The sequence below is a fragment of the Amycolatopsis sp. WGS_07 genome (assembly GCF_045278895.1).
GTDB lineage: Bacteria > Actinomycetota > Actinomycetes > Mycobacteriales > Pseudonocardiaceae > Amycolatopsis.
Window position 1 is genome coordinate 5,935,763 of the sequence record NZ_CP136053.1, and the last position, 25,431, is coordinate 5,961,193.

28 protein-coding genes are annotated in these 25,431 nt (G+C 67.9%); 25 read left to right on the plus strand and 3 right to left on the minus strand.

Annotated elements, in window-relative coordinates:
- Window positions 1-7 precede the first annotated feature (7 nt).
- The 5 genes from RPX00_RS28125 to RPX00_RS28145 all read left to right on the plus strand — a co-directional run bounded on the left by RPX00_RS28125 (window position 8) and on the right by RPX00_RS28145 (window position 4,773).
- Window positions 8-1,111: a CHAP domain-containing protein gene (locus tag RPX00_RS28125; RefSeq protein ID WP_406629843.1), complete on the plus strand. Its 1,104-nt coding sequence runs from the start codon at window positions 8-10 to the stop codon at window positions 1,109-1,111.
- Window positions 1,108-1,416, plus strand: coding sequence for a YbaB/EbfC family nucleoid-associated protein (locus RPX00_RS28130; protein WP_406629844.1), 309 nt, complete (start codon window positions 1,108-1,110; stop codon window positions 1,414-1,416). The genes RPX00_RS28125 and RPX00_RS28130 overlap by 4 nt, the downstream gene beginning before the upstream one ends.
- The gene (locus tag RPX00_RS28135) at window positions 1,416-2,486 is read left to right on the plus strand and encodes a hypothetical protein (RefSeq protein ID WP_406629846.1); all 1,071 of its coding nucleotides are present in this window, start codon (window positions 1,416-1,418) and stop codon (window positions 2,484-2,486) included. The genes RPX00_RS28130 and RPX00_RS28135 overlap by 1 nt, the downstream gene beginning before the upstream one ends.
- A 210-nt stretch (window positions 2,487-2,696) precedes the next feature.
- Window positions 2,697-2,888 (plus strand): hypothetical protein, encoded by a 192-nt coding sequence (locus RPX00_RS28140; protein ID WP_406629847.1) that lies wholly within the window; start codon window positions 2,697-2,699, stop codon window positions 2,886-2,888.
- A gap of 109 nt (window positions 2,889-2,997) precedes the next feature.
- Window positions 2,998-4,773, plus strand: coding sequence for a glycoside hydrolase family 76 protein (locus RPX00_RS28145; RefSeq protein WP_406629848.1), 1,776 nt, complete (start codon window positions 2,998-3,000; stop codon window positions 4,771-4,773).
- Here the strand turns inward: RPX00_RS28145 and RPX00_RS28150 are convergent.
- Window positions 4,731-5,945: an amidohydrolase family protein gene (locus RPX00_RS28150; protein ID WP_406629850.1), complete on the minus strand. Its 1,215-nt coding sequence runs from the start codon at window positions 5,943-5,945 to the stop codon at window positions 4,731-4,733. The two genes, RPX00_RS28145 and RPX00_RS28150, sit on opposite strands and share 43 nt — an antisense overlap.
- 394 nt (window positions 5,946-6,339) lie before the next feature.
- On the opposite strand from RPX00_RS28150, the gene RPX00_RS28155 reads away from it, so the two are divergent.
- The 8 genes from RPX00_RS28155 to RPX00_RS28190 all read left to right on the plus strand — a co-directional run bounded on the left by RPX00_RS28155 (window position 6,340) and on the right by RPX00_RS28190 (window position 12,973).
- Window positions 6,340-6,999, plus strand: a complete 660-nt coding sequence (locus RPX00_RS28155; protein WP_406629852.1) for a GntR family transcriptional regulator — start codon at window positions 6,340-6,342, stop codon at window positions 6,997-6,999.
- Window positions 6,996-7,805: a carbon-nitrogen family hydrolase gene (locus tag RPX00_RS28160; RefSeq protein ID WP_406629854.1), complete on the plus strand. Its 810-nt coding sequence runs from the start codon at window positions 6,996-6,998 to the stop codon at window positions 7,803-7,805. The genes RPX00_RS28155 and RPX00_RS28160 overlap by 4 nt, the downstream gene beginning before the upstream one ends.
- On the plus strand, window positions 7,802-8,461 hold the full coding sequence (locus RPX00_RS28165) for a DUF2848 family protein (protein WP_406629856.1): 660 nt from the start codon (window positions 7,802-7,804) through the stop codon (window positions 8,459-8,461). The genes RPX00_RS28160 and RPX00_RS28165 overlap by 4 nt, the downstream gene beginning before the upstream one ends.
- On the plus strand, window positions 8,461-9,921 hold the full coding sequence (locus tag RPX00_RS28170; protein WP_406629858.1) for a 4-hydroxyphenylacetate 3-hydroxylase family protein: 1,461 nt from the start codon (window positions 8,461-8,463) through the stop codon (window positions 9,919-9,921). The genes RPX00_RS28165 and RPX00_RS28170 overlap by 1 nt, the downstream gene beginning before the upstream one ends.
- Window positions 9,918-10,262, plus strand: coding sequence for a cupin domain-containing protein (locus tag RPX00_RS28175; RefSeq protein WP_406629860.1), 345 nt, complete (start codon window positions 9,918-9,920; stop codon window positions 10,260-10,262). Before RPX00_RS28170 ends, RPX00_RS28175 begins: the two co-directional genes overlap by 4 nt.
- 20 nt (window positions 10,263-10,282) lie before the next feature.
- Entirely contained in the window at window positions 10,283-10,801 is a 519-nt protein-coding gene (locus RPX00_RS28180; protein ID WP_406629862.1) for a flavin reductase family protein, read from the plus strand.
- A gap of 107 nt (window positions 10,802-10,908) precedes the next feature.
- The gene (locus tag RPX00_RS28185) at window positions 10,909-12,246 is read left to right on the plus strand and encodes an MFS transporter (protein ID WP_406629864.1); all 1,338 of its coding nucleotides are present in this window, start codon (window positions 10,909-10,911) and stop codon (window positions 12,244-12,246) included.
- Window positions 12,230-12,973, plus strand: coding sequence for a cysteine hydrolase family protein (locus tag RPX00_RS28190; protein ID WP_406629866.1), 744 nt, complete (start codon window positions 12,230-12,232; stop codon window positions 12,971-12,973). Before RPX00_RS28185 ends, RPX00_RS28190 begins: the two co-directional genes overlap by 17 nt.
- Here RPX00_RS28190 and RPX00_RS28195 read toward each other — a convergent pair.
- Both RPX00_RS28195 and RPX00_RS28200 read right to left on the minus strand, forming a co-directional pair.
- On the minus strand, window positions 12,957-13,937 hold the full coding sequence (locus tag RPX00_RS28195; protein ID WP_406629868.1) for a biotin-dependent carboxyltransferase family protein: 981 nt from the start codon (window positions 13,935-13,937) through the stop codon (window positions 12,957-12,959). The two genes, RPX00_RS28190 and RPX00_RS28195, sit on opposite strands and share 17 nt — an antisense overlap.
- Complete coding sequence (locus RPX00_RS28200) at window positions 13,934-14,887, minus strand: allophanate hydrolase subunit 1 (RefSeq protein ID WP_406629870.1); 954 nt, start codon at window positions 14,885-14,887, stop codon at window positions 13,934-13,936. The genes RPX00_RS28195 and RPX00_RS28200 overlap by 4 nt, the downstream gene beginning before the upstream one ends.
- 181 nt (window positions 14,888-15,068) lie before the next feature.
- On the opposite strand from RPX00_RS28200, the gene RPX00_RS28205 reads away from it, so the two are divergent.
- From RPX00_RS28205 to RPX00_RS28260, 12 genes are all read left to right on the plus strand, one after another.
- Entirely contained in the window at window positions 15,069-16,592 is a 1,524-nt protein-coding gene (locus RPX00_RS28205) for a PucR family transcriptional regulator (RefSeq protein WP_406629872.1), read from the plus strand.
- A 197-nt stretch (window positions 16,593-16,789) separates the two neighbouring features.
- Window positions 16,790-17,467 (plus strand): SAV_915 family protein, encoded by a 678-nt coding sequence (locus tag RPX00_RS28210; RefSeq protein WP_406629874.1) that lies wholly within the window; start codon window positions 16,790-16,792, stop codon window positions 17,465-17,467.
- A gap of 2 nt (window positions 17,468-17,469) precedes the next feature.
- Window positions 17,470-17,817 carry a hypothetical protein gene (locus RPX00_RS28215; protein WP_406629876.1) on the plus strand — a complete coding sequence of 116 codons (348 nt, stop codon included), beginning with the start codon at window positions 17,470-17,472 and terminating at the stop codon, window positions 17,815-17,817.
- Window positions 17,818-18,015: 198 nt separating this feature from the next.
- Window positions 18,016-19,077 (plus strand): hypothetical protein, encoded by a 1,062-nt coding sequence (locus RPX00_RS28220; protein ID WP_406629877.1) that lies wholly within the window; start codon window positions 18,016-18,018, stop codon window positions 19,075-19,077.
- Window positions 19,078-19,093: 16 nt separating this feature from the next.
- Window positions 19,094-19,810: a hypothetical protein gene (locus tag RPX00_RS28225; protein ID WP_406629879.1), complete on the plus strand. Its 717-nt coding sequence runs from the start codon at window positions 19,094-19,096 to the stop codon at window positions 19,808-19,810.
- A gap of 440 nt (window positions 19,811-20,250) precedes the next feature.
- Entirely contained in the window at window positions 20,251-20,958 is a 708-nt protein-coding gene (locus tag RPX00_RS28230) for a hypothetical protein (RefSeq protein WP_406629880.1), read from the plus strand.
- A gap of 14 nt (window positions 20,959-20,972) precedes the next feature.
- Window positions 20,973-22,469 carry a YHS domain-containing protein gene (locus RPX00_RS28235; protein WP_406629881.1) on the plus strand — a complete coding sequence of 499 codons (1,497 nt, stop codon included), beginning with the start codon at window positions 20,973-20,975 and terminating at the stop codon, window positions 22,467-22,469.
- Window positions 22,470-22,480: 11 nt separating this feature from the next.
- The gene (locus RPX00_RS28240; protein WP_406629883.1) at window positions 22,481-22,735 is read left to right on the plus strand and encodes a toluene-4-monooxygenase system B family protein; all 255 of its coding nucleotides are present in this window, start codon (window positions 22,481-22,483) and stop codon (window positions 22,733-22,735) included.
- Window positions 22,736-22,745: 10 nt separating this feature from the next.
- Window positions 22,746-23,069, plus strand: coding sequence for an MmoB/DmpM family protein (locus RPX00_RS28245; RefSeq protein WP_406629885.1), 324 nt, complete (start codon window positions 22,746-22,748; stop codon window positions 23,067-23,069).
- Entirely contained in the window at window positions 23,066-24,052 is a 987-nt protein-coding gene (locus RPX00_RS28250; protein WP_406629886.1) for a toluene monooxygenase, read from the plus strand. Before RPX00_RS28245 ends, RPX00_RS28250 begins: the two co-directional genes overlap by 4 nt.
- A gap of 7 nt (window positions 24,053-24,059) precedes the next feature.
- Window positions 24,060-25,070, plus strand: a complete 1,011-nt coding sequence (locus tag RPX00_RS28255; protein ID WP_406629888.1) for a 2Fe-2S iron-sulfur cluster-binding protein — start codon at window positions 24,060-24,062, stop codon at window positions 25,068-25,070.
- A gap of 15 nt (window positions 25,071-25,085) precedes the next feature.
- The gene (locus RPX00_RS28260) at window positions 25,086-25,421 is read left to right on the plus strand and encodes a Rieske 2Fe-2S domain-containing protein (RefSeq protein ID WP_406629890.1); all 336 of its coding nucleotides are present in this window, start codon (window positions 25,086-25,088) and stop codon (window positions 25,419-25,421) included.
- Window positions 25,422-25,431 lie beyond the last annotated feature (10 nt).

Below are 25,431 nucleotides of genomic sequence, written 5' to 3' on the forward strand. Positions count from 1 at the left end.
TTCCACGATGGACACCGCAGGGGTCGCGACGCTGTTCGCGGACGAGATGAAAACGCACCACGGCAAGCTCCAGGGCAAGGCCGCGGATTCGCAGGCCGCGCAGCACGCGCTGCAGCAGGCCGCGCGGGAGATCACCGAACAGTACGACGTGCAGCGCAAAGCCGCGCACGCGCTGCTGAACACCTGGCACAGCAAGGCGAACCCGGCCTTCGAGCACGACACCGGCAAGTTCGGCCGCGACCTCAAGGTCACCGCGCAGGCGAGTACGCACGGGGCCAAGGTGGTCAGCGAGGTCACCGACGCGCTCGCCGGCCGGCACCAGGCCACCGGCAAGCTGATCGACGAGTTCGTCGCGAAGGCACGCAAGATCATCGACGCCGGATACGTCCTGGCGCGCAACGGAAGCCCGGCGGCACTGCTGATGGCGATCGGCGACGTGGCCGACCTGGCGGGCAAGTACCTCAAGGAATCCGGCGGGCACCTGAAGAACGCCCGCGCGGAAATGGAAGAGGCGGCCCGCAAACTGCGCGCGCTGCAGAAGGACCTGAACCACGACGGCGTCGCCGACCCGGGCGGCCCGCACCGCGCCAAGCCCGGCGACCACCGCAAGCACGAGCAGCACAAGAAGCACGAGGCGCACAAGAAACACGAGAAGCACCACGGGTCGACGCATCCGAGCCACAGCAAGAAGGTCGACAAGATCCTCGACCACGCGCGGCACAACCTCGGCTACCACGAGGGCCCGAACAACCGGAACAAATGGGGCCCGACCGGGCAGCCGTGGTGCGCGTACTTCGCGACGTCGATGTGGCGTTCGGCCGGGGTGGACATCCCGAAGTACGGCTTCACCGGCGACGTCTACAAGTGGGGCCAGCGCCACCACCTCGCCTACGACCGCGGCGCCCTCGCGCACAACGCCCGCCCCGGCGACACGATCCTGTTCGGCGACGGCCCGTCGTGGGGGCAGAGCCACCACATCGGGATCATCGAAAAGGTCGAGGGCAACAAGATCACCACGATCGAGGGCAACGCGAACGACCAGGTCGAGCGCCTCACGTACACACTGCCGCGCGACCTGCACAAGTTCTACGGCGGAGTGCACCCGAAGTGACCACCACCGGCACCGCCCGGCACGCCGGGGTCACCGTGGAGGTCGCCCCCGGCGGTGCCCTGCGCACCCTGGAACTCACCGCAGAATCCCTCCGCGGCGGCGGCCCCCGGCTGGCCGACGCGATCCTGCGCGCAGTACGCGAGGCCGCCGCCGAAGCCAACGAACGTGCCCGCCGCGCGCTGGAAGCCGAGCTTGGCAACCTGGACGGCCTCAGCGGCGACAACCTGAGCAGCCTGGGCCTAGCCCGCGAAGACGACCTGGCGGCCCGCGCGGAGGACACCACGCCGGACACCTGGAGGGTGTGATGGAGGAGGCGTACCCGGGGGCTGCTGGCTCTGGCCCGGCTGGCGGCTGGCGTCCGGACAGCGGCCGGGTCGGCGGTGCGGGGCCGGATGACCGCGGTCTGGAGACGAAGCACATGGCTGCCGAGGACCCGGCTGGGGCTGGTTTCGAGCAGGCGGCTGGGGGTTCTTCGGCAGGGGCTGGTTTCGAGTGGGCGGCCAGTGGCTCCGCCAGGCCTTTCGAGCAGGCGGCAGGTGGTGCGGCCGGGCCGGGTTTCGAGCGGGCGGCCAGTGGCTCCGCCGGGTCTTTCGAGCAGGTGGCCGGAGGTGCGGCCGGGCTGAGTTTCGAGGGAGCGGCTGCGGACCCGGCTGGGCCTGGTTTCGAGCGGACAGCTGGGTCTTTCGAGCGAGTGGCTGGGGGTTCTTCGGCTGGAGCCGGTTTCGAGCGGGCGGCTGAGGGTTCGGCCGGGCCGGATTCCGAGCGGGCAGCCGGGGGTCCGGCTGGGTCTGCTGCCGGACCCCCGGCCGAGGACCGGCCCGCCGTATCCGGCGGCGGGCACGAACCAGGCGACGAGGCGGTCGATCGGTCCGAGAGCGAGGAACCCGAGGCCGCAGGCGAGTCCGGCGATCAGGACGAGCGAGGGATCGACGAACTGATCGAGATCGCCGAGGAAATCCCGGAGCGGCTCGGCCTGTCCGAGGGCCTCGCCGGAATCCGCGCGACCGCCCGCGGCGAAGGACTGTCCGTCACCGTCGACGTGCACGGCATGCTCGTCCACCTGGACATCGGCGAGTCCGCCCTCGAACTGGGCCCGGACGCTCTCGCCGCGGAGATCTCCCGCCTCAGCACCGAGGCTGGCACCCGAGCGCTGCACCAGGGCCTGCGCGCCGTACGCGCAGGATGCGTTCCGGCAGTAGCGGCGGCCGTCGAGGACGCCCTGGAGCTGGGCGACGTCCCGGACACGGAACCACCCGCAGCCCAGAAGCAGGACGCCCCGCAGGAGCCGCTCCGAGCCCAGCCCGCCCCGCGGCGACGGCCTCCCGCCGACGACCACGACGACGAAGGCTTCGTGCTCAAACCGGTCAAGGACTGAGTAGTCGTGAGTGGCTATGCCAGTTAGAACCGGCATAGCCACTCACGACCACCCCAGCGGAAGGCCAGCGTCTGCCGCGACCGGCCCGCGGCGGCGCCTGGGTCTTGTGCGTGGTGATGCCGGTTCTAACCGGCTTTGCCGCGCACGGACATCCTGGCCCGCAGCGCGTCGCCCGGGCGCCCGTCCGCGGCCGATGCCATCCTGGGAGGCATGACCCACTACGCATTGACCCAGTCCGTGGCCCTCGCGGCCGACCTCGAGGCCAAGGGATTCCTTGGCACGGTCGGCAAGATCGCCGCCGCCACGATCATTTTCTTCATCGCGATCGGCCTGATCGTCGGGCTTGTCCTCGGGTACTTCATCGGCCGTTCGGTCGGGCGGCGCCAGGGCAGCGGCGGCTGATCGGGTTAACCCGACTGTCCGGAACGGGACAGAACCGCGCGCGGGACTTCACCGGGCCCCGCGCGGGTTTCTATTCTGGACATAAATCACCCGGTGAGGGGACGAGTCCATGCGGACCGTGCTCGTGCTGCTGCTCGTTTTCGCTTCCTTGACCGTCCCGCGAACGACCTCCGCGGTGTGTGCGCTCTCCTGCGACACCCTCGATCCTTCGCGGGCCGCGCAGGAGAGTTTTCCCTTGCCGGACAAGGAGATCAACGGCCGGGTGCTGCGGCTGCACGTCTCCGACCAGGACGGGATGGCCTGGGCCAGCATCGACAACGGCCGCACCGGCGACGCGGTGTGGCTCGACCGGTCCTGGGACGGCGGCGGAACCTGGGACGGCCTGCTCGGCAAAGCGAGCATCCCGGGCGCCTGGGCCGGCACCCGCACGCTCATGTACAACCTCACCGACCCGGTCGGCCACCGGCGCGGCCTGCTCCGTGCCTGCGGTGACGCGCAGGCTGTCGCGTGCACAGCCTGGGTCTACCCGATCGTGTGCGACGCGGCTTGCGACGGCGACGCGCCCGGGGCCGGCGACAGTCAGCCGGTGCCGTCCGCGACGATCTTCGGCCGGGCTGTTCGCCTCCACTTCGACGACCGGGGGATGGCCTGGGGCAGCATCGACTCGGGCGGCGCGGGGGACGAGGTCTGGCTGGACCGTTCCTGGGACGCGGGTGCGACCTGGCCGGACGGTTCGTCGCTTGGCCGCACGAGTGTCCCCGCCGGTGCGAATGCGACACACACTGCGACTTTCGCCGCGCGAGATCCGCGCGGACGGATGAATGGCGGCGCCGTTCGGGCGTGCGGTCGGGAAGCGGCTCATCAAGAGGGCGCTTGTACCGCGTGGGCTCGTCCGCAGCACTCGCGGATCGCCGCGGCGACTGATGCCTTGCTGTGGTCGCAGGATGTTTACCGCGCCTGGTGGCCGTCGAGCTGGTGGAATTCGGCGGTAGCGGTGACCGCGCTGGCGGATTCCGGAGTGTCCGGCCTGGATCCGGTGCTGGCACGGGTCTTCGAGGTGAACCGGGTCGCGTTTCCCGCCGGGGAGCGCAGTTCGGACCCGATCGACGGCGACTTCATCGGCCGGGCCATCGACGACACCGCGTGGTGGGGGCTCGCGTGGATCGCGGCGTACGACCGTACGCACGACGCCCGGTACCTCGCCGAAGCCACGAAAATCGCCGACTACGTGCACGGGTTCTGGGATCCCAGCACCTGCGGCGGGGGAGCGTGGTGGGATCGCGAGCGGACGTACAAGAACGCGGTCACCAGCGGCTTGTACCTTCGGCTTTCCGCCGCGCTGCACCGCCGCACCGCCGGTGACACCGCATGGCTGGCGCGCGCTCGCGAGGCCGGGGATTGGTATGTGCGAAGCGGTTTGATCAACTCGGCCGGTCTGGTGAACGACGGTCTCACCTCGGGTTGCGCGAACAACGGCCAGACAGTGTGGACGTACAACCAAGGGCTGGCCATCGGCGGTTTCACCGAACTCTGGCGGGCGACTGGCGATCAGTCCTATCTGGACACCGCCCGGCGGCTGGCGGACGCGGCGACGACCGGCCTCACGTCGGGCGGAATCCTGATAGAATCGTGCGATAGCGGTTCGTGCGACGATAATCAGAAGCAGTTCAAAGGCATCTTCATGCGGTACTTCGGCGACCTCGCGGCAGCGACCGGCGAACAGAAGTACCGAGATTTCGCGCGGACGCAAGCGGATTCGCTGTGGCAGCGGGATCGTGACCCGCTCAACCGGATCGGCGAGCGGTGGGCGGGCGGCTCGCCGAACGCGGTGGATTGGCGGACTCAGGCGTCGGGGCTGGAGGCGCTGATCGCCGCCGCGCAGTAGGTTCCGTTGCGCCACACGTGCTTCACCGAGAGGGTGTCGCCGATGGTGACCGTCGGGTCGCCGGTGACGAGGACGAGGTCCGCGCGGAGGCCGGGTTTGATGCGGCCGCGGTCGGTGAGGCCGAAGCGTTGCGCTGGAACGGATGTTGCTGCCCGCAGCGCTTCCGCTGGGGAGAATCCCGCTGTGGTCAGCAGGCGCAGCTCGTCGTGCAGGCTGGCACCGTGGGCCATCCCTGGTGCGCCCAAGTGTGCGGCGTCGGTGCCGGCGAGGATGTCGACCCCGGCTTCGTGCAGGGCGGCAAGGGTTCCCCGCGCGTAATCGAGGTGCTCGCGGGGGCTGGTCGCGATCGTGCCGGAAAGATTGTCGAGCCATTCCGGAGTCAACTTGGGACGGACACGCGGATCCTCGGCGAGCCGGCGACCGGCGGGCTCGCCGGTGATGGACGCGATCACGGTCAAAGTGGGAATCACGAAAACGTTGGCGGCGGCGATCTTTTCGATCAACGCGGTGTGGTCCGGCCGATCGAAGAAGAGATGCGTGAACCCGTCCACGCCGGCGTCGACGACCTGCTCGGCCGTCTCGGCGGTCATCGCGTGTGCCAGCACCATTTTTCCGCGGGTGTGGCTTTCCCGGACGGTCGCCGAGACCAGTTCGGGAGCGAGCCGAGGCAGGTTCGCGCCGAACAGTTCGCCGTCCTCCACCAGCACCTTGAGGTAGTCCGCGCCCTCGGCGATTCGCCCCTCGACGAAGGCCGGGATGTCCTCCGGACGAGCGGCGGTCGGCCACGGCGGGTCGCCCTCGCCCTTCCGGAGTTGGTGCGGGTGCCCGTCGGCGGGAGTGAGCCCGAAGGACGGGGAGCGCACGTCGGCGAGGTCATTCGCGGTGGCGGCCTGGCGGCGCAGCGGAATCATCTGGCCCGGCATCGAGAGCATGTCGAATTCGGTGGTGACCCCGAAGGTCAGCGACTGGCGGAGCGACTCGGCGTCGGTGTGCGTATGCGCGTCGAGGAGACCGGGCAGCAGGGTGGCGCCGGCACCGTCGATCAGGTCGGCCCCGTCGGGCCGGTCGCCGCCGACGCTCGCGATCCGGCCGTCGGCGACCTCGACGTCGACGACGCCGAGCGAGTTCTCGCCGTCGAAAACGCGCGCGCCGGCGATGACGAAGTGGTTCACGGAAGACTCCCGGCAGGATTGGCGGCGGTGCTTACGGCGACCGTAAGCGGCGGCGATCTTGGTGCCAAGAAGGCACTTTTCGGACAGCTGGTGAGGTCGAGGTGACCAGGGCATCCGCGCCTGCTGGGCCATCCGCCAAGGACGCCCGGGTCGCCCGATTGAGGTCCGCATGGCCAGGCCCGGAGGTCCGTGAGGGGAACCCTGAGGGAATCTGCGGCTGTGAAGGTTCCCCTCACGGACAACCCGGCCCGCGCCCGCTGTCCACCGGCTTGACAAGGGCCGCGCCGCCCCTGGGACGGAAGGCGATCCTCAAGCGGCAACCCGCCCCACCAGCCGTTCAACCTCGGGAAACGGCCCTTGCCCGCCTGCCATGCGTGATGTATACATCTTGTCCATGAGCAGTGTACGACAGGCTGGGCGGGCCGGGTCCGCGCAGGACGTCACCTATCGGTTCCTCAAGCAGCGGATCGCCGAGCTGCCGCGCGACGGCGGGACTTTTCTCACCGAGTCAGAGGTCGCCGAGGCGGCCGGGACGTCTCGCACCCCGGTGCGGGAGGCTCTGCTGCGGCTCGAGGCCGAGGGGTTTCTCGAGATCGTGCCGAAGAAGGGCGCGTTCGTGCCGCCGATCTCCGACGCTGAGGTGCGGGCGGTGATGGAGGCGCGGGAGCTGGTCGAGGACTGGTGCGTCCGCAAGCTCGCCGAGCGCGTCGACGAATCCTTCCTCGCCGAGCTGGACGAGATTCTCGCGAAGCAGCGCGACGTGGTGGACGAGCCGGTGCGGTTCATCGAGTTCGACCGGGCCTTCCATCGGGCGATCGTGCGGCGGGCGGGGAATCCGGTGCTAGCGGAGTTCTACGAATCGTTGCGGGACCGGCAGGTCCGGATGGGGCTGCGCGCGGTCGCCGGCAGCGACACCCGGGCGGAAACGGTGCTGGCGGAGCACGCGGCGATCGTCGAGGCGCTCCGCGGCGGCGAGCCGGCCGCGGCGGGAGAGGCGCTGGCGAAGCATTTGTCCAGCACGATGACGGCGTTGCGGGTCGGGGAGCGGCTGTGAAGGTCGCGTTGGTGCAGCTGGCCAGCCCGCCGGACGAGCCGGCCGCGGATCGCCGGGTGCGGGCCGGGCAGCTGGTGGAGTCGGCGCGCGGGGCTGACCTGGTGGTGCTGCCGGAGTTGTGGGCGGCTGGGTACTTTTCGTTCGACGCGTATCCGGACGAGGCCGAAACGCTGGACGGGCCGACGGTTGCGGCGGGGCGGGAGTGGGCGCGCAGTTTGGGCGCGTACGTGCACCTCGGCAGCTTGGTCGAGCGCGACGCGGCCGGGCGGTTGTTCAATACCGCGGTGTTGCTCGCGCCGGACGGCACGATCGCGCACACCTATCGCAAGGTGCACGTTTTCGGATATGCCTCACGCGAGGCGGAATTGCTCACGCCGGGAAACACGCTCAGCGTCGCGGAAACGGGACTCGGGCCGATCGGGGCGACGACCTGTTACGACCTGAGGTTTCCCGAATTGTGGCGCGGGCTGGTGGATCGCGGCGCGAAGACGGTCGTGGTCCCGGCCGCGTGGCCGGCGGCGCGGCGGGAGCACTGGCGGATGTTCACCTCGTGCCGGGCGGTGGAAGAGCAGGTACTGGTGATCGCGGTGAACGCCGCCGGGACGCAGCGCGGCGGGGTCGAATTGGCCGGTGCCAGCCGGATCGTCGATCCGTGGGGCACGGTGCTCGCCGAGGCGGGCAGCGGCGAGGAAGTGCTGCGCTGCGAAGTAGACCAATCCATTGTGGACACGGTGCGGGCGGAGTTCCCGGTGCTGGCCGACCGGCGGTGGCCGGTGTCCACAGCAGACTCGGGAGCGGGAGTATGAACACGATTGCCCTGCACGTCGCGGGAACCGGGGAGGAGCTGGCGTTCACCCCGGCGCGGCTGGTGGTGGCCGGGTACACCGGAAGCGACGAGGCCGCGGTCGAGGAGCACATCGCCGAACTGGCGGCGATCGGAGTGCCTCGGCCGGAATCGGTGCCCGCGTTTTACCACCTGGAGCCGGAACTGCTGACCACCGAGCCGGTGGTCGGGGTGAGCGCGCCGGGGACGTCCGGTGAGGTCGAGCCGGTGCTGATCCGGCATCAGGGACGGTACTTCCTCGGGGTCGGGTCCGATCACACGGACCGCGACCTGGAGCGGGACGGCGTGGCACTGTCCAAAGCGGCCTGTCCGAAGCCGCTCGGGGAGGTGGTCGCCGAGATCGGGACCGAAGTGTCCATTCCGGACTGGGACCACGTGGTCGCGGACTCCAGTGTGGACGGTTGCCCGTATCAGAAGGGGGAGCTGGCCGCGCTGCGGCATCCGGCGGATCTGCTGGAACGGCTCGGTCCGGTCGACGGCGATTTCGCGCTGTACTGCGGCACTTTGCCGCTGCTCGGCGGCGAGTTCACCTACGGCGCGTACTGGCGTGTCCACTTGGAACTGCCCGGCGGCCCGACCCTGACCCACGCGTACGAAACGAAACAGAGGAGCGAGTGATGCGCAGCGGAGCCGACTATCTGGCCGCCTTGAAGGGCCCCCGGCGGATCTACCTCGACGGCGCGCCGGTCGAGGACGTCGCCCACCACCCGGCGTTCGCGCCGATCGCGAAGACCATCGCGGAACTGTTCGACATCGCGGCCGACCCCGAGTCCGGCATCTCGGTCACCGACCCGGCGACCGGGTCCACAGTGAACCGTCTGTTCACGCCGCCGCGCAGCCGGGAAGACCTGAAGGCCTACCGCGAAGCGGCGACGACCTGGGCCCGGCACACGCACGGCTGGGTCGGCCGCAGCCCGGACCACGTCGGCGCGTTCGTCGCGGCGTTTTCCGCGCACCCGGAAGCGTTTTCGCAAGGGGAGCGGGACTTTTCCGCCAACATCGCGGCGTATCACAAGCGCGTGCTGGAGGAGAATCTGTACGTCTCCTACGCGATCATTCCGCCACAGGTGTCGCGGGCGACCACCGCGCACGCTTGGGAAGGCGACTTGATCCAGGCGGGCGTCGCGGAGGAGCGCGAGGACGGCATCGTGATCCGCGGTGCGCAGATGCTCGCGACCGGCGGAGCGGTGGCTGACGAGATTTTCGTTTCCTGCATCAAGCCGCTCGGCCCGGAGGACGCGGACTTCGCGCTCGGTTTCGCGGTTCCCGTTGACGCGGAAGGGCTGAAGCTGTACTGCCGCCGTCCGTACGCGCCGGCCGCGACGAGCGAATACGACTACCCGCTCACCTCGCGGTACGACGAAACCGACGCGCTGGTGGTTTTCGACGACGTCTTCATTCCGTGGGACCGGGTGTTCGTCTACCGTGATGTCGCGGGATTGCGGCGGCAGTTCTTCGACACCGGCGCGCACGTGTTCGGCAACTGGCAGGCGCAGATCCGGTTCATGGTGAAGACGCAGTTCATCGCCGGGCTCGCGCGCAAGGTCGCTGCCGTCAACGGAGTCGACAAATTCCCTGGCGTGGTCGAGAAGCTCGGTGAACTGGCGAGCCTCGCGTCCATTGTGGAGTCAGCCGTGCTGGCCGCGGAATACACCGCGGAACCGGACGAGAACGGCATGTGGCGGCCCGGCTCCCGCGCGGTCTACGGCGCGATGGGGCTGCAGGCCGAGCTGTACCCGCGGCTGCTGGCGATCCTGCGCGACCTGGTCGGCGGCGGGGTGCTGCAGGTGCCGTCCAGCGTCGCGGACCTGACCAACCCGGAGACTCGCGCCGACATCGACAAGTACATCTACAGCCCGTCCGCGCCCGCCGAGGAACGGGTGAAGCTGTTCAAGCTCGCCTGGGACGTCGTCGGCAGCGAATTCGCCGGACGGCACCACCAATACGAGATGTTCTACGCGGGCGCGCCGTTCGTGGTGAAGGGTTACGCCTTCCGCAATTACGGTTTCGACGCCGCACTCGGCGACATCGACGCCTTCCTGTCCAGCTACGACCTCGACGGAGCTGTTGCCCGATGAGCAAACCGGAACACGAATTCTTCCCGGTCTCCGACGTCGCCTTCACCGTGTGCCCCGGCGACGACCCGAAGATCACCGAGCGGATTCTCGCCAAGGACCCGGAAACCGGCGTGGCGACGCGGATCCTGCGGTACGAACCGGGCGCTGATTCGACGCCGATGGGCGTGCAGAAACACGATTTCTGGGAGGAGGTCTACATTCTCGAGGGCTCGTTCACCGATCTCACGCTCGGCCGGACGTTCACCGCAGGGATGTACGCCTGCCGTCCGCCGGGCATGCCGCACGGCCCGTGGCGGACCGACGAGGGGGTCGTCACGTTCGAGGTCCGCTACCCCGCCTGAACCCATCCAGGGAGAACGCCATGATCACCACTTCGTCGACGGTCGACCCGATGGCGATGCGCCGCACGATGGGGCGGTTCGCCACCGGGGTCGCGGTGGTCACCACCCGGGCGGCGGGGGTGCCGCACGGGATGACCGTCAACTCGCTGACGTCGGTTTCGCTGGAGCCGCCGCTGCTGCTGGTGTGCCTGACGACCGGCGCGCGCAGCACCGACGCGGTCGTCGACGCGGGCCGGTTCGCGGTCAACATCCTGTCCGCGCGGCAGGAACAGCTCGCGCTCCGCTTCGCCCGCCGGGGCGAGGACCACTTCGCCGGGCTGGAGGTGACCGAGGGCCGCCACCGCGTGCCGGTGATCCCGGACGCCTTCGCGCACCTGGAATGCGACGTCGAGCGGCATCTCGTCGCCGGCGACCACGTGGTCGTGTTCGGGCACGTGCGCAGCGTGTGCGAGCGCGACGGCGAACCGCTGGCGTTTCACGGCGGGCGGTTCGCCGACCTCACCGACCGGGCCAACGAGCCCGTGCACTGGTTCTTCTGAGGTCTTCCCAAGGGGGAACACGCCTCGGTGGCTGCGCCAACAGCCACCGAGGCTTCCGGCACCAGCACTGCATCCGCGTCACGGACCCTCCGACTACAGGAGCCGAAATGGCTGATACCTCTCGCGAACGTAACAGAAAACGCCCGCACACGCGGCTGGGGGTGGTGGCGGCGTCGAGTCTCGCCGGCACCGCCGTCGAATGGTACGACTTCTTTCTGTACGGCACCGCGTCCACTTTGGTCTTCAACAAACTGTACTTCCCGTCGCACGACCCGTTGGTCGGCACGGTATTAGCTTTCGCCACTTACGCGGTGGGCTTCCTCGCCCGGCCGCTCGGCGCGGTGGTGCTCGGCCACCTCGGCGACCGCAAGGGACGACGGTCAACGCTGATCGCCAGTCTGTTGTTAATGGGTGCGTCGACGTTCTTGATCGCGCTTTTGCCTACTTACGAAGCGGTCGGCGTTCTCGCGCCGCTGCTGCTCGTCGTTTGCCGTTTGGTGCAAGGGTTTGCGCTCGGCGGCGAGTGGGGCGGGGCCGTGTTGCTGGTGTCCGAACACGGTGGCAGCGCGCGGCGAGCGTTCTGGTCCTCGTGGCCGAATGTCGGGCCTCCGCTGGGTAATCTGCTCGCCGCCGGTGTGCTGGCGGTGCTCGGTTCGGTGATGCCGTCGGCGCAGTTCCTGTCGTGGGGCTGGCGGATCGCGTTCGGACTGTCCGCGGTGCTGGTGCTGATCGGCTTGTGGCTGCGGCTTTATGTCGCGGAAACTCCGTTGTTCAAGGACGCTCCGAAACCCAAGGGCCTGCCTGCCGGAGTGGTGGTCCGCAAGCATTGGCGCAGTGTGCTGCTCGCCGCGGCTACGCGTTTCGGCGAGAACGCCGGGTTCTATCTGTTCTCGTTGTTCGTGATCACCTATGTCACGACTGTGCTCAAAATGGACAGTTCGGTCGGGTTGACCGCAGTGCTGGTCGGGCAGGCGTGCGCGGTGGTGACGATCCCGCTGTTCGCCCTGCTGGCCGACCGGGTCGGACGACGGCCGATCTACCTGGTGGCGTCGGTGGCGACGATCGTGTGGGCGTTCGTGTTCTTCGCGCTGGTCGATACGCGCAGTCCTGGGCTGATCATGGTGGCGGTAGCCGGCGGATTGCTGATCTTCGCCGCCTACAGTTCGGTGATCGGCGCGTTCTTCGCGGAGCTTTTCCCCACTGAAGTGCGGTATTCCGGGGTTTCGCTGGCTTACAACCTGGCGTCGGTGCTGGCCGGTTCGCTCGCTCCGATCATCGCGATCGGGTTGTACGCGAAGTTCGGCACCGGGTACGCGATCGGGGCGTATCTGGCGGCGATGGGGTTGATCTCGCTGGTGGCCTCGCTGATTTCGAAGGAGACGAAGTCGGTGGATCTGGCGGGAATCGCGACGGAGAAGGAGGAAGTTCGTGCACCCGTTGAATGAGTATCTGAACGCTTACGGCCGCGGCGAGGAGGATCTTCTCGACGGCGAGCGGGAGCAGATCGCCGCCGCGGACGTGGACTACGACACGGACAAGCACTGGGCGTTCGAGATCAAGCCCGAGGAATGCGCGCTGATCGTGGTCGACCTCCAGGAGGATTTCGTCCGCCCGGACGGTCCGATGCGGGTGCCGGAGGCGTACCGGCAGCTGCCCCGGGTACAGACGCTGATCGAGGCGTGCCGGACGGCCGGGGTGCCGGTGCTGTACACCGAGCACACGATCGCCCCGGATGTCGCGCACGATTTTCCGGCTTTCTGGCCGCCGATCGCGAACGGCGCGATCGAGGAGGGAACGCCTGGAGCCAAGCTGTACCACGGACTGAAGCCACGTGACGATGAGCGCGTGATTTCCGCGAAGCACACCTACGATTCCTTCGCGGGCACCGATCTCGACTACGCGTTGCGGTGCCAAGGAGTGCGGACGTTGATCGTGTGCGGGACGCTCACTAATTTCTGCTGCGAATCCACTGCCCGCACCGGGTACTTCCTCGGTTACCACATCGTCTTCGGCTCAGACGTCAATGCGACCGACAATGCCGAAGCGCACCGTGCCACCCTCCGCACGATGCGGCGTGGTTTCGGCCGGGTAATGGATCACCAGGCGATCATGGCCGCGCTGAGCGAAGGGGACGTCCTTCACCGCGAAGCGAAACTCAAGACAGCGCCTTGACGTCCAGCAGCTGATTCACGTGCGCGGTGAGCGCCGCCGCCTGGTCGAGGTCGATTTCCCGGAAGGTCACGGTGTCCCGGCCCGGCCGGAGCTGCCCGACCTTCCACAAGGACGCCGAGGCGACGGTGGCGATCACCGCGAATCCGCCGGAGGTGTTGCTGTCCGGGCCGAGCACGGTGAGCACGTCGCCGTAGGCGAGGATGCCGCCGGGCGGATAGCTGGAGTCCAGGATGTTCGACGGGTGCCCGCCCGCCACGTCGCCGGACGGGCGGGCCCAGCGGAAGCGGTGCGGGTTGAACCGGATGCCGACCCGGTCCGAACTCAGGTCGCAGCGCCACGACGCGGCGAGGAACTCGGCGAAATCCTCCGCGGTCAGGAAATCCGGGTCCGCGTGCGGGCCGCGGAGGATTTCGATTTCCCAGGCGGTCGGATACACCGGGCGCAAGGAAACCGGAAGGCGGCGCGGCCGGGAAGGAGGGGACGGGAAAGTGTCGAGGATGTCCGCCCGTTCCAGTGCCCGGCCGTCGAGGCCGCCGATTCCGGCGAGCAGGAACGTCGAGCGGGAACCGAATACCTCCGGTACCGCGATGCCGCCGGACAGTGCCAGGTACAGCCGGTGTCCGGGGCCGCGCAGCACCTCGCACGCCAGGACGTCGCCGGTTTCCACCGGGACCGATTCCCATTGCGGGATAGGCGATCCATTGAGAGTGACCGTGGTTTCCGGGCCGGTGACAGCGATCCGTCCAGGGGCGAGGACACCGGCCTGGAAACGGCCCAGCGGGATTTCCAGGGCTGCCGCGCCGGGACGGTTGCCGACCAAGAGGTTCGCGAGGCGGAAAGCGAGCGAATCGACAGGGCCGGAAGGGAAGAAACCCAATGACTGCCTGCCGCGCCTGCCGGGAAAATCCTGCACGGTCGTTTGCAGGCCGGGTTCCAGCACTTCCAGTGCCGCGGTCTGATTCACGGGATTTTCACCAGTTCCTGCGCGGCGGCGCGGTCCGCGCGGCGTTTGGCCGCCTCGGCCGCGACGGCCGGATCGGCTTGCACGGCGAGGTGGTCGGCGACCGCGTACCGGCCGGGTTCGATGTCGTAATCGTAGCGGCCCTCGAAAACCTGCCTGCGCAGTTCGATCAATTCGGCCTCTTCGACGCGGTAGAAGGAAATCCGGTCGCCGGGATGGATCACGATCGGGTCCGCCCGGTGCGCGCGCGGACGGCGGACGAGGTCGCAGATCGGCAGCGTCCGGCCGAAAAGCTGGTACGAGCCCGGCGATTCGATCGGATGGATCACGAGACACGGCCCGCCGAACGCGACCGCTCCTTCCGGCGTCCACGAGCGCGCCGGATTGTATTTCGGGGCGACCAGTTCGGAACGCGGGTCGAGCGGCAGCAGCGACGGCAGGCCGGGGTAGAACCCGGTGAACGCGTTCCACCACTCGGATTCCAGGATTCGCGCATACAGCGCCTCGCGGTTCGGCAGGCCGTTGGAGCGCACGAGATAGTCGACGTTGTTGCCGTCGACGACGTTCGGCGCGTCCGGGCGCGTGGTGATCTGGTAGCGCTCCACGGCCTCCCGCGACGTCGAATCGTCGAACGCGATCGGGAGTTTCACCCGCCGGCTCGGCAGCACGAGCGAACCGGGCTCGGGGATTTCGCGGTGCAGCCGGTCCAGCGCGGCGATCACCGCGTCGTGCTGAATCGTTTCCGGGTCGTAGTGCACCAGCAGCGAACGCAGTCCCGGCGCGACTTCCAGGACGCCGCGCACGGGATTCTCGTCGAGGCGCCGGGCCGAGGCGTGCGCGAAGAAGTTGAGCCCGAGGTCGACCGGCAGCGGCGGCCCGTACTCGACGAGCAGCGCGCGATCGCCCGCGGTCCGGTACGTGACGTCCGGCCGGGCCGGGGCGGGTACGGTCATCGAGATCTCTTTCCGTTGTGCCGCCGGGCATCCGCGGGCGGGGAAGTCCACTGGGGACGGTTTCTACCCATCGGGGCCGGGGTTTGTCCAGCGCGTTGGTTCCTCCGGGTGGAGATCGACCGGCGGCGGACCGGAGTCGCGGTTAGACTTCCGGCCGCCGGATCCGTCCCCGGGAGACACCATGCCGCTTACGGTCCAGATGCTGCTCGAACGCGGCGAACACGGTCTCGAACTCGCCGCGGAGGGATCGCCGGGCGCGCTCGACCGCGCGGTCACCTGGGCGCTGATCAGCGAACTGCCCGATCCGTCGCCGTATCTCGAGGGCGGCGAACTCGTGCTCACCACGGGGTCCCGGCTCGCCTTGGGGGAGGCGGCCAGCCGCGAGTACGTGGACCGGCTCGTGGCGGGCGGCGCGGTGGCGCTGGGGTTCGGGGCCAGTTCGTTCTATCAGAACGTGCCGGGGCCGCTGGTCGAAGCAGCCAGCGAGGCGGGGTTGCCGGTGCTGGCGGTGCCTGCGACGACCCGGTTCGCCGCGTTGAGCCGCCTTGTCGCCGGACACCTGTCCGACGAGCGGCAGCGGGAGTTGAATTACGCGGTTTCGGCGCAGCGGGATTTGACCCGGGCGTCGTTGTCTCCGTACTCGGCGCGGGCGATCGCCGAGCGGCTGGCGAAAGCGGTGCGGGGGTGGACGTTGCTGCTGGACGCAGGAGGTGGGTTTCGAGCGGGGGTGCCGGCGGCGCGAATGCATGTGGCACGGGTGCGGATCGAGTTGCCTCGGCTGCGCGACCGGGCCAATTCGGCGAGTTTGAGCATGACTATCGCGGGGGAGTCCGTGGTGGTTTTGCCGTTGGCGGTGCGGGGGCGGGTGCAGGGGTTTTTGGTGGTGGGGCGGTCGACCCCGCTTACTACGGCTGAGCAGGCGATTGTTACTACCGCGGTGTCGTTGTTGTGCGCTGAGTTGCACAGTGCGCGGGGAGTGCTGGACAGCGAGCGGCGGCATCGGTTGGCGGTGTTCAAGGCCGCGGTGGCTGGGGATGTCGGATTGGCCACTTCTATTGGGGAGGCGTTGGATACGGACTTTCCGGAGGGGGATTTGCGGGTCGCGATTTTGGGGGTTCCGTCTGGGCATGAGCGGGAGTTGCTTGAGCATGCCGAGGGGGATCACGGGTTGCGGAGTTTGCGGGCGTTGGTGGCTGAGTGGGAGCGGGGGCGGGTGGTGGTGTTGATGCCGCCTGCGGAGGGGGATACGCGGACGTTGGAGGCGCTGCTGCGGCGGATTCCGTTGGCTCGAGGGGCGGTTAGTGATCCGACTCCGCCTGGGGAGTTGGCTGCTGCTTGGGAGCAGGTTCGGTCGGTGTTCACCAGTTCGCCTGGGGATGCTGGGGTGCTGACTTGTGCTGGGGATGTGGCTACTAGTGGGTTGATGCGGTTTTTGGATAATGACGAGGTGCGGGGGTGGGCTCGGGCATTGCTGGAGCCGGTTACGGATAAGACCGGGGCGGCGAAGATCGATTTGCGGCATACGCTGCGGACGTTTTTGGCGCATAACGGGCAGTCGGATGCTTCGGCTACGGCGTTGGGGATTCATCGGCATACGTTGCGGTATCGGATGGGGAAGGTGGCGGAGGCGTTGGGGAGGGAGGTGGATGATCCGGCTGTGCGGGCGGAGTTGTGGATCGCGTTGCAGTTGGATGATCAGTTGTGAGGGGGCACGGCTCATGCTCCGGACAGTCATTTCCTCTTGAATGTTTGGCCGCGACCTCTGCGGCGTGTCGCGTCACATATCTGCTGGTCGAGCGAGTTAGAGCGACGTCGCTTGTCTGCATCTGCTGACAATTACCTGCAGTCGCCACTACAGTGACGGCGCGACCACACACGGTCGTGCAGTGCAGGGGGTGGGGAATGGAGGGGCACGCCGACGCGTCCAACGTCGTCCAGGCGCTAGTGCGGCTCGATGACGTGCGGGTGAGGTTGCCGGATCTGGTGTTTGTGCTGGTCACCCTGGGAACAGAGGGTCAGCCGGGCGGGCTTGAGGTCCGTCGTACCGCGCGGAACGAGTTCGCCGTCACGGCGTACTCGTCGATCGATCGGCTGGTCGATGCCTGTGGGAGCGGGCAGCCGTGGGCGCAGGTCACCCGAGACCGGCTCGCGGAGGTTTGCCAGGAATTGGGGATCGGCATCGTGGTATTCGATGCCGTGCTCGACCGCCTGCCGCGGTATCCGGAGGTCGACAGCCGGGACCAGCCTCCGCTGGAGCCAGCCGAGCCGCTGGACGAACCGGACGGCTGCTTCTACGTGCCTTCGAGGCCGGTGCGGGCCGGTCAGCGGGTGGTGGAGCTGGAATTGCAGCCGGTCCGGGATGGCCGGCCGGTGCTGCTGGCCTATACCTCGCCGGAACTGTTGGCGGCGGGATGCGGGCCGCATCAGCCCTGGGTCGCCGTGAACGGTGACGATCTCGAGGCCGTCGCGAACGAGGCGGGAGCGCGCGGGGTGCTGCTCAATCCCGTGCTCGCCGAGGAATCCCGGCACGCCGCGCCCGTGCAGGACTGGGCGTCCCGGTCGGCTATCGGAGGGGAGTGAGCATGTCCGCGCCTTATGGGGACACGACCGGCTACAGCTTCACCGAAGGTGCGCTCGTCGGCATCGTCGGCCAGCTCCGCGAAGCGGAGAAAGCGCTCGACGGTGTCACGTCGAGCGTCGTGCGGGGTGTCGATGCGGGTGCGTCGTCCGCGGTTGTCGGGACCGTGCTGGACGACCTGGTGAAGCTGGGCGTCGGTGCGGCTGGCGCGGCCGGTGGTGCGGCGGAGAAGGTGCACGCGGCCAACGGGGCTTACGACGACATCGAGAACACTCACGCCGGGCAGCTCAAGCTCGACGGGAAACATGCCGACGACCCTGATGAACAGCGGGAAACTCACGTCCACGGCTGACGGGAGGCGAGCATGGGACAGGCGCTCAACACCACGGTGAACGGTTCGTCCGGCACCTGTGTCGCTGCCGCGGACTGGCTGCGCGCCGTCGCCGAGGCAGGGCATCGTGCGGCCGGGAACGTTCGCGCCGCACGCGGCGGGGCCGAGGCTGGCTGGCACGGGCCGTCGAGTCAGGCTTTCCAGGAGTCCATCGCAGGCGTGGACGTCGCGGCGGACGACATGGCCGGCTGGGCGACGGCTGCCGAGCGCGGTCTTCGGGAGTTCGCGTCGTCGCTGGACGCGGTGACTGCCCGGATGAACGAGGCCTTGGCCCAAGCCCGCGCGGGCGGGCTGCGGGTCGACGGGCCGTTCATCGTCGAGCCCGACCCGATTCCGGCGAACAAGCCCGGAACTCCGGTGAACGTGTGCACCGCCGGCGGTGCGACCAAAGCGGTCGGCGTCTATCAGGGCGACATCAAGCAGTACAACACTCTTGTCTTCCAGTACAACGGCAAGATCGCTGTTTACAACGAGTGCAAAGCGATCGTCGACGCGGCGCGCACTGCCGAGGGCAACGCGCACCAAGCGCTTCGCCGCGCTCTCCAGCCGCCCTCCGGACGGCTCGACGTCGATGCTTATGCGGTCGGCACGACCACGATCGCGCGAGTCAACGGCTACATCAGCTCGTTCGAGAACCCCCGCAAGGAAGCGCTTCTCAACGCCCAGCGTTCCGCGGCCAGCGCACAGTTCTTCGACGACTGGGCCCACGGCACTCGCATTGACCTGACCGCACTCAACAAGGAGGACCTCGCGTGGGCGGCCAGCAAGGCCCGCGACAACAAGGCAGCGTACGAGGCGTGGGCGAAACAGTTCCAGCAGTACGTCGACAAGGTTCCGGATAAAGTTCGCGATTGGATCGCGAAGTACCCCGGAAAAGGCAGTATCCATATCCTTCCGGAGGATGCGAGCCTGGGCTTGAGGGCGGGGCAGAAGCTTCTCAAAGGCATGCCCTACGTCGGCAGTGCCCTGACTGTGGTAAACGAGTCGATTGGCGCGGCTAGCGGCGAGCAGTCTTGGGGCAAGGCTGTCGCGGACTCCGGCGGGTTGATTGTAGGCGGCGCAGCGGGCGCGGCACTCGCGAGCGCGGGAGCGAGCGCGGCCGCCGGCGCCGTCTTCGGTTCGCCGCTGGGCCCTTTTGGATCTTTCGTCGTCGGCACAGTCGGCGGAATCGCAGGAGCTGTCGGCGGTCAAGCCGTCGCCGACTGGCTCGTGCCGAAATGAGCAGGAAGCAAAACTCATGACCCACGCATCGACTCCAGGCGGCACAGACGGCCCTGCCGGGCTTCCGCCGCGGCCGGACTCGCAGACCGGTGAACCGTTCCCGCCGCACGGCCTAAGCTACTTTGGCGGGGAGCAGCAGCCGCATCACGCTGACCCGACCCGTGAGAAGCGGCTTTCTTACCGGCCTGAGCCGCCCCCCGGCAAGGGTCCGGTGCTGGCTTGGCATCGAGAGAGCCGCAGCGGGAAGATCCTGAGCGCCGTTGTCGGCCTGGTGCTGATGCTTGCGTTGGTGGCAGGTGTTTCCTTGGTCCGAGGCATGGGGTTGAGCGCATTCAAGTACTGGCAGCTCTGGATCGTCATCGCGGTATTCACGTTTCTGACGACCAGCCCGTTCACGTATTTGACCTATGCCGCGGGAGCCGACTGGCTTCTGGTCGAACGATCGAGGTGGGGAATAAAAAAACGAGTCTGGCTGGACCTGTACAGCTTGACCAAGATCGATGCGTCGTACGGCGGAACGACCTTCCACCTCTGGCTTTACAACAAGGACGGCGGGTTTTCCCGCAGCTCGCAGGAGCTGCAATCAGATCGCCGAATCTGGGACCTTGTGTACAACGGCATACTGCACTCGGTTGCGAACGGGGCGCAGGTCAGTCATCAAGCGATCGGCATCCTGCAGCTGAATAAAACGCCAGCTTTGAATATGCGGGACGCGGAGCGTGGCGACCAGTAGCGCTTCCGAAGCGGTTTCGCGTCCGTCCTCGCCCCTCGCGTCGGAGTTGCCTCGGGTATGCCAATGAGCCCCGGTGCCTGCCAAAGGCACCGGGGCTCGATGCCGCGTCGGCCACGCCGTCCAGACACTCTGGACGGCTGCTGCGTGGGATCGGCTCGGGGTGGTTGCAGCGCTCGGTGCGCCGGTCGCCGTCGATGATCCGCAGCGCGGCGGTGGGGGCTCCTTGACGGATTCAGAAGGCTTGCGTAGATCGTTGCGGTGCCGGGTGCGGCGCGCTGACCTGCGTTGATGTGGGTGGGTGCTCCGGTTTGGCATCTCTGGCGGGGTCGTTGTCCAACTTGCGCACTACCTGGCCGGGGGTGTGTCGCGCAGGCTTTGGGACACCGCTTCGGGGAGTGCCGGGGCGGGACGTTCAACGGTGAACCTGGAGGCACACCCCTATGGGCACGTCGCTGCATCCGCCGCAGCTGGTGACTGGGTCTCGGACTCTCTATCTGGTGTGGGTACCGGAGGATCCGGACGCTGTCGCCGGGCTTGTCCCGGCGGGACTTACGCCGGCTGCTGATCGCTCGTGCTACATCAATCAGTACGTGGTCGAGGGGGATGCGCAGACGTCGGCCAGCGACGGGGACGACGCGTTCGGTGCTTACTCGCTGACGTATCTCGGCGTGAATCTGTCCGGCTTGGACACTGAGGCCGGCATTCCGGGGCGGTGGTGGACCGACTACCACAACAGTTCCGAGCCGATGATCCGTTACGCGCGGGAGCACGGTGTTCCGGCTGGGGCGCCGGGGGAGACGACGCTTGATCTGGACGGGGATCGGCTGGTCGCTACGACGGTCGTCGAAGGGCGGCCGGTTATTCGTACTACCGCGCGTGTCACGGTCGGTACGCCGCAGCGGGTTACCGGGCAGTTGAGGTATATCACCAGCCGCGGTGGTGAATTCGTCAGCGGGCGGTATGCCTATGTCGCTGACATCGCCGAGGAGTTCGAGGTCGAATCCTTTGAATTCCTCGACAAAGAGCATCCTGTCTACCGGTTGCGACCCGCACATCCGCTGCAGGTGACGTTCGGGTTCTACGCCCCGGCCATGTCCTTCGTCTACCCCGGCGGCGAGGGGCCGCTGGGTTCCGAGCACGGCAGCTAAAGGAGCAATTCGCAATGGCTCTGCTGGAACGAGCACAGTGGTACGACATCGCCCGCGATACTCAATGGACTCCGCGTTACGTCAGCGAAGCGGAGTTGTTCCCGCCGGAGCTGTCCGGCGGCGAGGGGCTGCCCGACGAGGTGTGGGCGACTTATGACGAACCGTACAAGGTGAGTTATCGCGAGTACGTCGATATTCAGCGGCAGAAGGACGCTGGGGCGTATTCGGTGAAGGCGGCGCTGGAGCGGGCCGATCTTTACAATAAGGCCGACCCGGGCTGGATTTCGATTCTCAAGGAGCATTACGCGGCGGTCGCGCTCGTGGAGTACGGGGCGTCGTTCCAGGAGTCTCGCTTTGTCCGCTGGTCGAAGGCGCCGGGCATGCGCAACATGGCGACCTTCGGGATGCTGGACGAGATCCGGCACGGGCAGATCCAGTTGTACTTCCCGCACGAGTACGTGAACAAGGACCGCCAGTTCGAGTGGTCGCACGCGGCGATGTTCACCGACAACTGGGTCACGCTCGGCGCGCGGCACTTCTTCGACGACGTGATGATGACCCGCGACGCCGTCTCGACCTCGATTTTCGCGAACTTCTCCTTCGAGACCGGCTTCACGAACCTGCAGTTCATCGGGCTTTCCGGGGACGCGGCGAAGGCGGGCGACTTCACGTTCTCCAAGCTGATCCAGAGCATCCAGTCCGACGAGGCCCGGCACGCGCAGCTCGGCACGCCGCTGCTGCAGATGCTGATCGAGAACGGCCAGAAAAACGAGGCGCAGAAGAAGATCGACATCGCGTTCTGGCGCTCGTATCGGCTGTTCACCATTCTTTCCGGCATTCCGATGGACTACTACGTCCCGCTGGACGTGCGCGAGGCGTCCTTCAAGGAGTTCATGGAGGAGTGGATCGTCACCCAGTTCATGCGCTCGCTGGAGGACCTCGGGCTCTCCAAACCGTGGTACTGGGACATTTTCCTGCGCGACATCTCCGAACATCACCACGGCCAGCACCTCGGCACCTACTCCTGGCGGCCGACGCTGTGGTGGGACCCGGCGGCGGGCGTCAGCCCGGAGGAGCGCGACTGGCTGGAGGAGAAGTACCCCGGCTGGAACGACACCTTCGGCAAGGTGTGGGACGTCCTGATCGACAACTTCGCCCACGACCGTCCGGAAAAGACGGTGCCGGGCACGCTGCCGATCATCTGCAACGTCTCGCAGCTGCCGATCGTCGGCACGCCTTCGCAGACGCTGCGCGACATTTCGCTGGTCCACGAAGGACGGCGCTACCACTTCGCGTCCGAAGTGGACAAGTGGATCTTCGAGGACGACCCGGAACGCTACCGGCACCACAAGAACCTGGTCGACCGGTTCCTCGGCGGCGAGATCCAGCCCGCGGACCTCGGCGGCGTCCTGGAGTACATGGGGCTCGGCTCGGTCGGGCCCGGCGGGGACGACGCGCACGGGTTCTCCTGGGTCGACACCTACCGCAAGCAGCTCGTCAAGGCCGGCTGAAAGGAACGCTGATGGCCACCATTCCGCTCGCCGTGCACTTCGACGGCGACTTCGTGCTCAAGCTGCTCCCCGCGGACAGCGAGCACACGATGGACGAACTCGCCGCCGCGGCGGCCGAGAACTCGGTCGGGATCCACGTGCCCGACCAGCCGGGACGGACGCTGCGGGTGCGCCGCCAGGGCGACGCGCAGCCGTTCGAGCGGTCCAGCACCGTCGCGGCGGCCGGTCTCGGGCCGACCGAATGCGTCGAAGTCTATTTCGAGTGAGGAGGACCGGATGAGCAGCACCGAACCTATCGCCGACCCGGTCGGCCCGGTCCTCCAGGTCGGCGAGGTGGCGCGCGCCGTCGCCGACGCCGCCGTGACCGACAATCCCGGCCGCCGGGTGGACATCCGCGACCGCGGTTCGTACGTGCGGGTCGAGGTCGAGGGCGGCGAATGCGTCCTGCGCCGCGAGACCATCGCCGAGGAACTCGGCCGCCCGTTCAAGATGTCCGAACTGGAATTGATCATGCCCTCGTTCGTCGGGCGGATCGAGACCGGCGGCGACGTCTTCCGCTTCTACCTTGGCACCTCTGCCCGCAAGGAGGCCCTGTCGTGAGCACCCCGCTCAAACCGCTCAAGACCTGGGGGCACCTCGCCGCCCGCCGGCGCAAGCCGAGCGAGTACGAGATCGTCTCCACGAACCTGCTGTGGCACACCCGCGACCCGGAACAGCCGTGGGACGTCGGGCACACCGGTTTCATGGCGGAGCACTACCGCCGCTACCGCAACCAGAGCCCGATCACGCATCCTGACTGGAACGCTTTCCGCGACCCGGACGAGCTGGTGTACCGCACGTACAACATCCTCCAGGACGGCCAAGAGTCCTATGTGGACGGCCTGCTCGACCAGCACGACGCCGAGGGCCACGACCGCGGACTCTCGCCGGAGTGGGTCGCGGTGCTGGCGCAGCTGTACACGCCGAGCCGGTACCTGCTGCACACCGTGCAGATGGCCAGCGCGTACCTCGTGCACATGGCCCCGGCCAGCACAATCGCCAACTGCGCGGCGTTCCAGGCCGCCGACTCGCTGCGCTGGCTGTCCAATGTGGCCTATCGCACCGCGGAACTGCGGCAGGCGCATCCGACCGCAGGGTTTGGCGAGCGCGAACGTGAGCTGTGGGAGGAACTGCCTGCGTGGCAAGGCTTCCGCGAACTGATGGAACGGCAGCTGACCACTTTCGACTGGGCCGAGGCGTTCGTCGCGCTCAACGTGGTGGCCAAGCCAGCGCTCGACGAGATCGTGCTGCGTCAGCTCGGCGTGAGTGCCCGGCGGCACGGTGACGTGCTGCACGCGCTGCTGGCCGAATCGGCGTTGCGGGACAGCGAACGTTCGCGTCGCTGGACCGAAGCGCTGGTCAAGCAGATGTCCGAAGTGGACTCGAACGTGCCGCAGCTGCGCGAGTGGGTCGCGAAGTGGCAGCCGCTCTCGGTCGCCGCGATCGAGGCGTACGGCGCGGAGGTGGCGGAAAACGCCGAAGCGGCGGAGAACGCGATCGGTGCGGTCCGGGCGTTCCAGCGGCAGCTCGGCATCGGAGGCTGAACCGGCCATGACGACCGAACACCAAGTCCTCCTGCGGGGGACCGGCGTTCGCTTTCCTTGCGCGGAGGGCGACACGCTGCTGCGCGCCGCCCTCCGCGCGGGGGTCGGCCTCAGCTACGAGTGCAACAGCGGAGCCTGCGGCAGCTGCCGGTACGAACTGCTCGAAGGCGAGGTCCGCACGCGCTGGGCGGACGCGCCCGGGCTCAGCGCCCGCGACCGGCGCAAAGGACGGCGGCTGGCGTGCCAGAGCGAACCGGTCAGCGACTGCGCGGTCGACCTCGCTTCGGTGCCGGAACCCGCGCCGCACCGGCCGATCCGGCAGCGCGCGGAATTGCGCGAGGTGCACCGGCTCACCCACGACATGGCCGAGTTCGTGTTCACCGCGGAGAAGCACGCCGCGTTCAGCGCGGGACAGTACGCGATGCTCGGCTTCCCCAGCGGCATCGAACGCGCGTACTCGATGAGCAATCTCGGGAACTGCCAACGGGAATGGAAATTCGTCGTCAAACGGTCGCCGGGCGGGAAAGCCACGTCGATCCTGTTCGACGGGCTCGACATCGGCGAGAAGATCGAACTGGACGGACCCTACGGCCAGGCGTACTACCGCGCTGACGACGACCGTGACATCGTATGCGTCGCAGGGGGCTCCGGTCTTGGCGCGATGGCGAGCGTCGTGCTCGGCGCGGCCGCGCAGGCCAACGCTGGCGAACGCACTGTCCACTTGTTCTGCGGTGGCCGCGCTCCGCGGGATTTGCACATCCCGGAAGCAATGGCGATGGCGCAACGCCGGCTGCGCGCCCTCCATGTCCACACTGCAGTGTCCGAACCGGACTCGGCGGATTCCGGATCGCACCAAGGCTTCGTCCACGAGGCCGTGGTCGCGAAACTGGGCGACGCGCTGACCGACTTCACCTACTACGCCGCCGGGCCGCCCGCGATGACCGACGCGCTCGCCCGCGCGCTGGTGCTGGACGGCGGGCTGGCCGCCGACCGGCTGCATTTCGACCGGTTCAGCTGAGAAAGGAGCTTCCGCATGGGCTACGTGCGGGTGTGCAGCCTCGACGACGTCTGGGAAGGCGACATGGAGTCGTTCGAGGTGGGGGACAAGGAGGTGCTGATCGCCCACCTCGACGGCGGCGAGGTCGTCGCCACCCAGGCGATCTGCCCGCACCAGCAGGTCGAACTGGTCGAGGGCGAACTGGACAAGAAGACCCTCATGTGCAAAAGCCACCTGTGGACGTTCGACCTCGCCACCTGCCAGGGCATCAACCCCGGCCACGCGCGGCTCGCCCGGTACCCGGTGCGGCTCGAGGGCGACGACGTCTACGTCGATCCCGACGGGGACACCCCGAAGATCGCGCATTCCTGACGGATTTCCT